Here is a 10,977-nt window from a genome sequence, read left to right as displayed (position 1 = left end):
CTTTTCCACTCCGTCCCTTGCTGCTGACTTGTTTCTTCCGTTGCCGGGTAGCCATCTGTCTGTTGCTGGTGGGGTATGGGGTATTGTTGGGGGGAGGCTTACCCCCGGCCGCTGCCCAAACCACCCCAACCGCGGCAGGGGCAGCTCCGCGCCTTGTGCAGTTTACCGGCGCGGTGTTCAGTGAGGCAGGGCAGCCCCTGCCCGGTGCTACCGTGGCAGTGGTGGGCAAAAGCACCCAATTGGCCACTACCAACGCCGAGGGCTTTTTCCTGCTAGCCCTGCCGACGGGCGCCCCGGTTCGGCTGTTGGTGGCCTACCCCGGCCACCTGCCCCAGCAAGTGGAGCTACGCGCCCCCGAGGCCGAAAAGAACCTGGTGGTTACCCTTCAGCAGCAGGCTGAGCCCTCGAAAACAAGCCGAAAGCGGGGCAAAGGTCGGCGGGGCTGAAACGCTGCGGGCCAGTGGGCATCCACCCCGAATCAATCTGGCACCAACCAGCGGTCAACCCGCCATTAGCCGCGCGGAAACCACCAGAAAATAGGCTGCATTGCGCCGGATAAGGCCCTTCAAGCGGCTTCGGGTCCGCGGTTTCCACCGTATCTTCGGCCCCACTTCCTAAGTAACCCAGCCCCCAATGATTCTTCGCTTTACGCTACCCTTCCGCACGGCCTGGGGCCAGCGCCTGGTAGTTTGCGGCTCCCTGCCCAGCCTGGGCCACTGGAACCTCCATCAAGCCCTGAACCTGCACTACCTCCCCGAGCACGGCCTCTGGACTCAGGAAATCAGCCTGCCCGATGACCAGCTGGACCCCGTGGAGTATAAGTATGTGTTGCTGGACGAGGGCGACGGGGGCCAACACTGGGAATGGGGCCCCAACCGTACCATCAGTCCCGACGCCAACCGCTTTACCCGCATCGTGCTGGAAGACTTCTGGCGGGCTCCGGCCCTGCCCGAAAACGAGCTGCACACGGCCGCCTTCACCAAGGCCCTGATGCGCCGCCCGGCCCCGGCTGCGCCGGCTCCTGCCCCGGCAAGCGCAACCAACGGGGTTGTGCGCTTCCAGCTGTCGGCTCCGCGCGTCGATTCCAACCACCAGCTGTGCGTGCTGGGCTCCGACCCGGCCCTGGGCAGCTGGGACGCAGGAAAGGCCGTTGTTTTAACCGATGCCGACTACCCCACCTGGCGGGCGGAAGTGGCCCTGGCCCACCCCGAGCAGACCGCGCAGTATAAATACGGTGTCTGGGACCCGGCGGAACAGAAAATCATTCACCTTGAAGCAGGTGAGGACCGGCTGATTTACCCCGATGCCAACCAGCGCACCTTGCGCGTGAAGGCCGACGACCATTTCCGCTACCCCACCGGTAACTGGCGCGGGGCGGGCGTGGCCCTGCCCGTGTTTGCCCTGCGCAGCCGCCGCGGCCTGGGCGTAGGTGAGTTTCCGGATCTGAAGCTGCTGGTAGATTGGGCTGTGGCTACCGGCCTCAAGCTGGTGCAGGTGCTGCCCATCAACGACACGGTGGCTACCCATACCTGGGTGGACAGCTACCCCTACGCCGCCATTTCGGTGTTTGCCCTGCACCCGCAGTACCTCAACCTCGATGCCGTGGCCGAACTGCGGGATGCCGCCGCCCGCCAGGAGCTGGCGCAGTTGCGCGAGGAGCTGAACGCCCGGGACTTTGTGGACTATGAGCCGGTGATGAACGCCAAGTGGAAGTTTATCCGCCAGCTCTACCAGCAGGAAAAAGCGGCTTTCCTCGCCGACCCGGCTTTCCAGCAATTCCGCCAGGAGCAGCAGGCCTGGCTGCTACCCTACGCGGCCTTCTCCGGCCTACGCGACCGGTTCGGCACGGCCGACTTTAGCCAGTGGCCCGAAGAATACCGCACCCCGGCCAAGGTGGCCGAGCTGCTGCGGGAGGACAGCCCGGCGTTCGACGAGTTCGGCCTGCACCTGTTTACGCAGTTCCACCTGGATAAGCAACTGCTGGAAGCCGTGGAGTACGCCCGCCAGCGGGGGGTAGTAGTGAAGGGCGACCTGCCCATCGGCATCTACCGCCACTCCGTGGACGCCTGGACCCAGCCCGAGCTCTACCACATGCACCAGCAGGCCGGCGCCCCCCCCGACGACTTCTCCGTAACGGGCCAGAACTGGCGCTTCCCTACCTATAACTGGGAGCGAATGGCCGAGGACGGCTACCAGTGGTGGCAGCAGCGCATGGGTCACCTGGCCCGCTACTTCGACGCCCTGCGCATCGACCACATCCTGGGCTTTTTCCGCATCTGGGAAATTCCGGGTCACTCCGTGGAGGGCCTGCTGGGCCACTTCTCCCCGGCCCTACCCCTGCACCAGCACGAAATCGAGCAGCGCATCGGCTGGTTTGACTACGGCCGCCTCTGCGAGCCGTACATCCGCTGGCACATCGTACAGGAAATCTTCCACGGCCAGGCCCAGCCGGTGTTCGATGAGTTCATGGAAGCCAACGAGCACGGCGTTATTCGCCTGCAGGAGCACGTGCGCACCCAGCGCCAGGTTGAAGCCGTTATCAGCGAAAAGATCAGGCAGGACCCGGCCAACACGGACCACTATACGTGGCTGCGTACAGGCCTCTATAAGCTGATCAACGAAGTGCTGCTGGTGCCCGACGACCAGCGGGCGGACTTCTACCATCCGCGCATTACCCTGCACCTGAGCCGCTCGTTCCGGGAGCTGGACGACCACACCCGTACCCGCTTGCACGAGTTGTACATCGACTTCTTCTACCGTCGCCACGAGGACTTCTGGCGCCGCCAGGGACTGATTAAGCTACCAGCCGTGCGCTGGGCCACCGATATGCTGATCTGCGGCGAGGACCTGGGCATGGTGCCCGAGTCGGTGCCGGGGGTTATGAAGGCTCTGGGTATTCTGGGCCTCAACATTCAGCGCATGCCCTCCGACCCCAGCGTGGAGTTCGGCGACCCGGCCCGCGCCCCCTATCTCTCCGTAGTCAGCCCCGGCTCGCACGACATGAGCACGGTGCGCGGCTGGTGGGAAGAGGACCGCGAAAAAACCCAGCGCTTCTTCGAGCAGCTGTTAGGCCACTGGGGCCAGCAGGCTCCTCTGCACTGTGAGCCCTGGGTAGCACGCGAAATAGTGGCGCAACACCTGGCCTCGCCGGCCATGTGGGCCATTTTCCCATTACAGGATTTGCTGGCCCTTCATGAGCAGCTGCGCCGCTCGGATTCTGCCGAGGAGCAGATCAACGTACCCGCAAACCCCACCCACTTCTGGAAGTACCGCCTGCACCTGAATCTGGAAGAATTACTACAACAAATAGAATTTAATCAAGATATTAGCTCATTGGTTACTACAAGTAACCGGGTCCAGGTGTACTAAATCACTTAAAATGAGCTTTTGATAAAAAGGGCCCTGCCAGCATTGGCAGGGCTTAATTATTTCATAACACTTGTTATCAATCCGGTATCTGTCAAAATAACGTAACATTTTACTAGTCAATCCCTACCTTTGCAGCCGGGATTCAAATTGGGACTTTTCAATCTCGACTTACCAGCCCAAACCGGCGGATTCACCGAGTCTTCCTATTAATTGGGCGAAAATTGGGCCTTCCCTTTTACAGTCCCTCTAGCTTTGAATGCGAGTAGGCTTTACGAGCCCTAACAGACTGACATTAAAACTTTCCATAAATACTTCTTGCATGAAAACACACTTACGATCAGCGCTTCTGCTGTTAGCTTGGTCGGTGCTAGGTTGGACGCAGGCAAAGGCAGAAGGCTCCAAGAACCTTACGCCGGGTGCCGCTGCCAATGCTAGCATTGCCTTCACTAATGCTGCCAACGACCGGTGCGGTTACTTGGTGCATAACTCCGACCAGACATCGGGTGGGGTTGACATTTCCTATGGCTTCCTAAAGCCAGCTAGCTGGGTAAGTCCAGCGGGCGCTCCTTTTAGCCCCGACTACCGTCTATTCATCCGCCTACTGCCAGGGGAGAAGTTGTCATACGGGGTACAGCGTGCCAATGACCCCAACTTTACCACCAGCAACTACCAAGATCTAATGCTCACCCTGCGCTACGGCACAGGCGACGGCACCATCGTTAAGCAGAACACGCTCACGCGTAACCCCACGACTACCTACCTGCTGAACACTAACCAGGCCGGGGTTATCGACGATTATGCACAAGCTCAGGCCGGCCCTGCTCCGGCAGCCGGCGGCTACCAACCGCTAGAATACATTAACAACACGGGCCAGGCCCAGGATTTCTTTATTGAATTCACCCAGGTTGGTGAGTACACCAATCAGAATACCCAGCCGGGCTTCAATGACCTGAAGACTGCAAATCCTAATTTCAGCAACGCTCAAGGCACAGCTGGCAACCGGATTTTCAGCACCTACAACCTATGGGACTTTACGGTAACCGGCACTGATAATCAAATCAAGAACGGCCGTCTGTTCAGCCGGTCGTGGGCATTTTCCTCGCTGAGCGCGGCAAACTTGCTATCAAGCAAGTTCACGCTTTACCCACTGGTTGAGAGCCGTGCCTCGGCCGGCAACTACTACGTAAAAGCTATTGAGCTTGCTGGCCTGCGTCCATACGCCTTCTTTTTCGTAACCAACGAGTTTGGCTCTACTGCGGTAACCGGCCGCACCACCATCGCCGACCGCCGCAAAAGCCAATCGGGCAATACGGCCTACGCCCAATATCCCAGCTTCGTAAACGACCCTGATCCGGCCATTTGGCCTAGCGCTACCGTTCCAACGGTTTCTATTACTCCGCAGCCCTACTGCCGCGGGGGCAACACTGAGGTAGCCTTCACCACGTCGTCGTCTGAAACCGGCCGCTTTGATATCGTCATCTCGTACGGCGGCAACACCCGTACGTTGACTACCGACGTGGTTGGTGGCTCATCGGCTACGGTTATCTGGGATGGCTTGGTGAACAACGTTCGGGTACCGGCCGGGCAGAACATCACCTACAGCTTTACTAACCGTGGCGCCCCGGTTAACTTCCCTATTTACGACGCGGAAAATAATGAAGGCGGCTTTGCCGTGCGCAACGTACGGCCCTCCGCCACTGGTCTCGATCTGCTGTACTGGGATGACACAAACGTTGCGGCGCTTAATACGCAAAGCTTAAACGGTACCCTTAGCCCTGCCCACGGCTGGGGCAATGGCACCACCACTAACACCCCCGGCAACGCCGTGACGGTGAACACGTGGACGTATGGCTTCGTAAGCACGGCCAACAATCTGACCTATACAACCGTCTATGTTTGCGACAACGATGGTGATGGCGTAACTGATGACGTTGATATTGACGATGACAACGACGGTATTCTGGACGTAGTAGAATCTCTGTCTGGCACTACCAACGTAGATCCAAGTGCTTTTGCCGATGCTACTTCGCCCGTACGCTACCTCGATGTGGACTACGTTCACCCAATCTTCGGCGCCTTCCGCGACCTGAATAATAACGGGGTGAACGACATCTTCGACACGGACGGGGATGGTATTCCAAACCACTTCGACCTCGACTCGGATAACGATGGCTTGACGGACTCATTTGAAGCCGGCCTGACTCTTCTAATCTGGACTAATGATGCTACTGCCACGCAGTCTAGCGGCTACAGTACTGCTCAGGGCCGCTTTATTAACTCTATTACCAATGGTAGTACTACCGTCGGGACTGTGGCCGCTTCGGTTGGAGCCAACGGCTTGCCTAATGCGGTAGAAAACCGTGGTACGGGTGGCGCAGCGAATGCCCGGGTGGGGGGTACAGAAGTGAACACGGTACGCTACACCCTGTTGGATAACGACCAGGAAACGTTTACGGCTAATGGCCAGACGGCTCGCAACTACAACTTCCTGGATCTGGATTCTGATAACGACGGCATTACAGATGAGATGGAGGCCTTAACCTCTGTAACCTATAATACCCGTAAGAACCAGGCTAACTTCAATACGGATACTGACCGCGACGGCATCCGCGACGCCTACGATGGCAACATTACGGGAGGCAATGCTATTACTACGCGGGTTGACACCGATGCGGACGGTACCCCGGATATGTTCGACCTAGACTCCGACGGAGACAACGCTACTCGTACCACTCGTCCTATCTATGCTCAAACGTCTGACTGGTCGGAGGGTTTTGATTTGAACGGCAGCGGGGCTGCTGGTGATGATATCGTCGCACTAGCCCGCCAGTTTGCTGTCAACAACCCAGAGAAGAGTGCCTATTATCCGGTTACCACTAACGGTTCCGGTTATGGAGCTACCACGCTCTCCTTATTCCTGCAGGACTCAAACAACAACGGTGTCCCAAACTTCCTCGATATTAGCTCTCCGTACTATCACGACGATAATTTTAACGGTCTGGTTGATATCTATGACCCTGCGTACAGCGGCAGTGCCTCTACAGGTCCTGGCTACCTGAACGCAACCACCGATGCATTCTTCCGTCGCAACAGTGCAGCAGCACCCTTACCTGTAACCCTGGTAAGCTTCAAGGCCCAGGCCAACGGGCTGGACACCAGACTGGTGTGGGCTACCTCGCAGGAGCTCAACAACGACCGGTTCGTGGTGGAACGCAGCTTTGATGCAGTTACCTTCCAGAAAGTGGGCGAAGTGAAAGGTCAGGGCACTACCCCTACCGCGCACGACTATAGCTTCCTGGATGCCCAGGTGGGTGCTAAAGCGCAGGGCACCGTGTACTACCGTCTGCGTCAGGTTGACCTGGATGGTACCGCTATCCTCAGCGACGTACAGACAGTGCGCTTTGCGGCCGCTACGGACATAACGGTGTATCCCAACCCAACGGCCGCAACCGTTACTACATTCCTGAATCTGACGACTCTGTCGGCAGGTACTTATCAGGTTAAGATAACTGACCTGACGGGTCGTACGGTGCGGGTAGTATCGCAACAAGGTGGTACTACAGAGTCTATCAGACTCGATAACCTGCCCAAAGGCAGCTACCTGCTCACTATTCAGGGCAACGGTCAAACCTTCACGAAGCGTTTGATCAAAGAGTAACCTGTAAATTAGGTTAGCGAAACAAAAAGGCCTTTCCCCGCGGGGAAAGGCCTTTTTGTTTCGCTGTTCTTTGGCTCTTCTGAACCTGAGCCTAACCCCTGGGCGGCTTTGCCGGTATAGGCAAACGGAAATATTCTGCGTATGCCACCCCGTCACCGCCTCCCCGCCCAGCCCCCTACCGATATCGACGTTGCCATCATTGGTGCCGGCAGTACCGGCCTTAGCGCCGCGCTGGTACTGGGCCGCTGCCTGCGGAAGGTAGTGGTGCTGGATGGGGGTGCCCCCCGCAACGCTCCCTCGCCCGCCGTGCAGGGCTTTTTCACCCGCGACGGGACCCAACCCGCCGATTTGCTGCGCCTGGGCCGGGAGCAGTTGGCCGCTTATGCTACCGTCGAAATTCGGGCAGCTCGGGTGGTGAACCTGGCTCCATTAGGCCCTTTCTTCGAGCTGACGCTGGAAGGCCCCACAGGCCGTACCTCCACCCTCACGGCCCGAAAGGTGCTGCTGGCCACGGGCGTGGAAGATGAGCTGCCGCCCATTGACGGCATGCGCGACCTGTGGGGACGCGGGGTGCTGCACTGCCCCTACTGCCACGGCTGGGAAGTGCGCGACCAACCCCTGGCGGTGTACGGCCGCGCCAAAATGGTAACCGGCCTGGCCCTGCTGGTAAGCCGTTGGAGCAAAGATGTGGTGGCCTGCATTGACGGCCCAGGATTCCTGACCGAGAATGCCCGCCGCCGCCTGCGCCAGCAGAAAATACAGGTGCGCGAAGAACCCGTGGTGCGGCTGGAGGGCACGGCCGAGGGCGAGTTGCGTCACATTGTGTTTGCCTCGGGCGAGAAGCTGGCCCGCACGGCCGTATTCGTACACGCCCATCAGCACCAACGCAGTACCCTGGCCGAACAGGTTGGCTGCCGCCTCACGAGCAAGGGCGCTATCTGGGTCGATAAAAAGCAGCAAACGACGGTGCGCGGCCTCTACGCCGCCGGCGACATTACGCCCGGCACCCAGCAGGCCATTCTGGCCGCCGCCGAGGGTAGCGCCGCCGCCATCAGCATCAACGAAACCCTGACCCGGGAAGAGTGCCCAAAGTAGCAGTTCGCCACTGGTCATCTTGCCTGCTGCACCAGGTCGGTTTCGCCGGGATACCCAGTCCGATGCCGGAAACGTTTCTGGCCAGGTTGCTGCGGGCTGACATCCGCTGACACTCCCTAGCGCCCGCGGAAAAGCAACCCAACGCTTGTTCGACCAGCCGTGCGGCCCCTACCCTCAGCGGGCGGCTTTACTGCCGGACCGGGGGTAGGAAGGGCGAGGCTGGCAGCAGGCAAGTTTCGGAGTGGCATGCTTTCGTGCGGTCTTAGCAGTATCTTGTTACCCAACCTGCGCCTGAGTGTCCGTATAGTCCGTGTGTATGAAATTCGTGTCTTCGCTGCTTTGTCTGCTGCTGCTGAGCGCGCCGGTGGCCTGGGGCCAGCGGATAGTATTCAGCGGCCGCGTAACGGAAGCGGCCACGGGTCAGCCAGTGCCGTTTGCCTCCGTGTTTGTGCGCGGCACCAGCCAGGGCGCTACCGCCGATGATAACGGCCGCTACCAGCTCACGGTAACCGGCCCCGTAGATACGCTGGTGGCCTCCGCCATTGGCTTCGCGCCCCAGAAACGGAAAGTGGCCGCCGCCCCCACCCAACAAACCATTCACTTCAGCCTGGGCAGCGGCAGCGTGTCGCTGGGCGAGGTAGTGGTGCGGCCCCGTGAGAACCCAGCTTATGCTATCCTGCGCCGGGTGCAGCAGCACAAAGCCCGCAACAACAAGCGCAACCTGCGGGCCTTCGAGTTTGAGAGCTATAACCGCACGGAAGTTTCCCTCAACAATCTGCCCGACCAGCTGAGCCGCCGCAAGGTGCTGCGCCAGATGACCCAGGTGGCCGACAGCCTGGGCATTGCCCGCGACGCCCAGGGCAAGCCGGTGGTGCCCATTTTCGCCTCCGAGGTTCTTTCGCGCTTCTACCAGAACAATGAGCCCCTGCGCCGGCGCGAGGAAATTGTGCGTACCCAGATGCGCGGCGCGGCTCCCCGGGAAGGCTCGGTAGTGTCGCAGATCATGGGCTCCTCGTTTCAGGACTGGGACTTCTACCGCAACTGGCAGCAGCTGCTGGGCAAGGATTTCATCTCGCCCATTGCCGACGGCTGGAAGTTCACCTATGAGTACGAGCTGCAGGACTCGGTCATGCTCGGCCCGGACTTCTGCTACCAGATTGGGGTGCAGCCCCGCCGCCCCCAGGACCTGGCCTTCACGGGTACCATCTGGATTACGGCCGATACGTACGCCCTGCGCCGGCTGGATTTGGCCGTAAGTCCGGAGGCCAACCTTAACTTTGTGGAGCAGGTGCGGGTGTACCAGGAAATGGCCCCTACCCCCGCCGGTGGCGAGCTACCCCGGCGCACCCGGGTGGTCATCGGCATCAAGCCCACGAAAGGCAGCACGGGTGTATTGGCCCGGTTCACGACGGTCAACTCAGGCTTCGTGGTGAATCAGCCCAAGCCCCTGCCCTTCTACGACCGGCCCCTGGAAACTCTGGCTTCGGCCTTTAGTGGCCCGCAGGATTTCTTTGATCGGAACCGCCCCGACTCCCTAAGCCGCGAGGAGCAGGCCACCCTGCTGGTGCTCGACTCGGTGCGGCAGCTGCCGGCCGTGCGCTCCTTGCTGGAGCTGGCCGACGTGGCCGTGAATGGCTACTACCGCGTGGGCAAGGTAGATCTGGGCCCCATCCTGACGGCGTACAGCTTCAATAGCATTGAGGGGCACCGCTTTCGGGTGGGCTTCCGGACTACCCCCGAGCTGAGCCGCGACTGGCTGCTGCGCTCCTTCTTGGCCTACGGCACCCGCGACGGGCGCTTCAAGTACGGCCTGCGGGTGCAGCGCGTGCTGGACCGGCGCCGCTGGACGGTTGCCAACTTCGAGCACCGCCAGGACCTGGACCAGGTAGCCCTGCTCGATAACGACTACGCCCTGGAAAACCCGTTGTTCGAGGCCTCGGCCCGCCTGGGTAACATCAGCAGCAGCCGGCCCCTGCGCCGCGCCCTAACCACGGTGGCGTTGCAGTCGGACCTGTTCCGGGGGTTCACCCAGCGCGTGATGGTGCGCCACCAGCAGTTCCGGCCCCTGTACCCGTTTGCCTACTACACCCAGGAAACCAGCCCCGGCGCACCCACCAACGACCACTTCGACCTCTCGGAAATCGTGCTGGAGTCGCGCTACGCCCGCGACGAGGTGCTGGTCGAGAACAACCAGAACCGCCGCACGGCCATCGGGCTCAAACGCTGGCCGGTATTCACGCTGCGCTATACCCTGGGCGTGGATGACGTGCTGGGTTCCGATTTCCGCTACCAGAAATTCAACCTGCTCATCGACCAAAGCATTCGGCTGGGCCAGCTGGGCCGCACCGACTACCGCCTCGATGCGGGCTACATCCCGAGCACGGTGCCCTACCCGGTGCTCAAAACCCATCTGGGCAACCAGTCGCCCTTCTACAACGCCGGGGCTTTCAACCTGATGCGCTACTTCGAGTTTGTGAGCGACCAGTACGTAGCGTTTCGCGTTGAAAATCAGTTCGATGGTTTCTTGCTAAACTCCTTGCCGGCCATCAAGCAGCTGAACTGGCGGCTGGTGGCTACCGGCAACCTGCTCTGGGGCAGCGTGCGCGAGGCCAACCGGCGCATCATTCCCCAGGAAGACCCCGTGAACGGCGGCCCGCTCCCCTCGTTCCGGCCCCTGGGCCGTACGCCCTACGCCGAGGTAGGCTACGGCATCGAGAACATCTTCAAGGTAGCGCGGGTCGATTTCCTGCACCGGCTTACCTACCGTGCTGCACCCGGCGCCCGCACCTTCGGCGTAAAAGTGAGCTTCCAGTTCAAGCTGTGAGCTGAATTTCCGCGACTTACAACCCCGCAGA

The 10,977-nt window shown here is 60.3% G+C and carries 5 protein-coding genes; all 5 read left to right on the top strand.

Features of this window, described 5'->3' with window-relative positions; all coding sequences use genetic code 11:
- Positions 1–17 precede the first annotated feature (17 nt).
- Positions 18–446, top strand: coding sequence for a carboxypeptidase-like regulatory domain-containing protein (locus GGU46_RS00720; protein WP_183401689.1), 429 nt, complete (start codon positions 18–20; stop codon positions 444–446).
- 187 nt (positions 447–633) lie between these two features.
- A complete protein-coding gene (locus GGU46_RS00715) occupies positions 634–3,369 on the top strand; it encodes a 4-alpha-glucanotransferase (RefSeq protein WP_183401688.1) in 2,736 nt (911 codons plus the stop codon).
- A gap of 616 nt (positions 3,370–3,985) precedes the next feature.
- Complete coding sequence (locus GGU46_RS00710; RefSeq protein ID WP_183401687.1) at positions 3,986–7,027, top strand: T9SS type A sorting domain-containing protein; 3,042 nt, start codon at positions 3,986–3,988, stop codon at positions 7,025–7,027.
- Between the two features lie 141 nt (positions 7,028–7,168).
- On the top strand, positions 7,169–8,122 hold the full coding sequence (locus tag GGU46_RS00705; protein ID WP_183401686.1) for an NAD(P)/FAD-dependent oxidoreductase: 954 nt from the start codon (positions 7,169–7,171) through the stop codon (positions 8,120–8,122).
- A gap of 316 nt (positions 8,123–8,438) precedes the next feature.
- On the top strand, positions 8,439–10,946 hold the full coding sequence (locus GGU46_RS00700) for a DUF5686 and carboxypeptidase-like regulatory domain-containing protein (RefSeq protein WP_183401685.1): 2,508 nt from the start codon (positions 8,439–8,441) through the stop codon (positions 10,944–10,946).
- Positions 10,947–10,977 lie beyond the last annotated feature (31 nt).

Origin of the sequence: Hymenobacter latericoloratus, assembly GCF_014199535.1 — a bacterium.
Taxonomy (GTDB): Bacteria; Bacteroidota; Bacteroidia; order Cytophagales; family Hymenobacteraceae; genus Hymenobacter; species Hymenobacter latericoloratus.
The sequence above is the reverse complement of the archived record's forward strand: the minus strand, read 5'-3'. Positions and strand labels throughout refer to the sequence as shown.

Coding starts and splice junctions, on each gene's coding strand:
- GGU46_RS00715 (WP_183401688.1), top strand. CDS start 634: ATGATTCTTCGCTTTACGCTACCCTTCCGCACGGCCTGGGGCCAGCGC.
- GGU46_RS00705 (WP_183401686.1), top strand. CDS start 7,169: ATGCCACCCCGTCACCGCCTCCCCGCCCAGCCCCCTACCGATATCGAC.
- GGU46_RS00700 (WP_183401685.1), top strand. CDS start 8,439: ATGAAATTCGTGTCTTCGCTGCTTTGTCTGCTGCTGCTGAGCGCGCCG.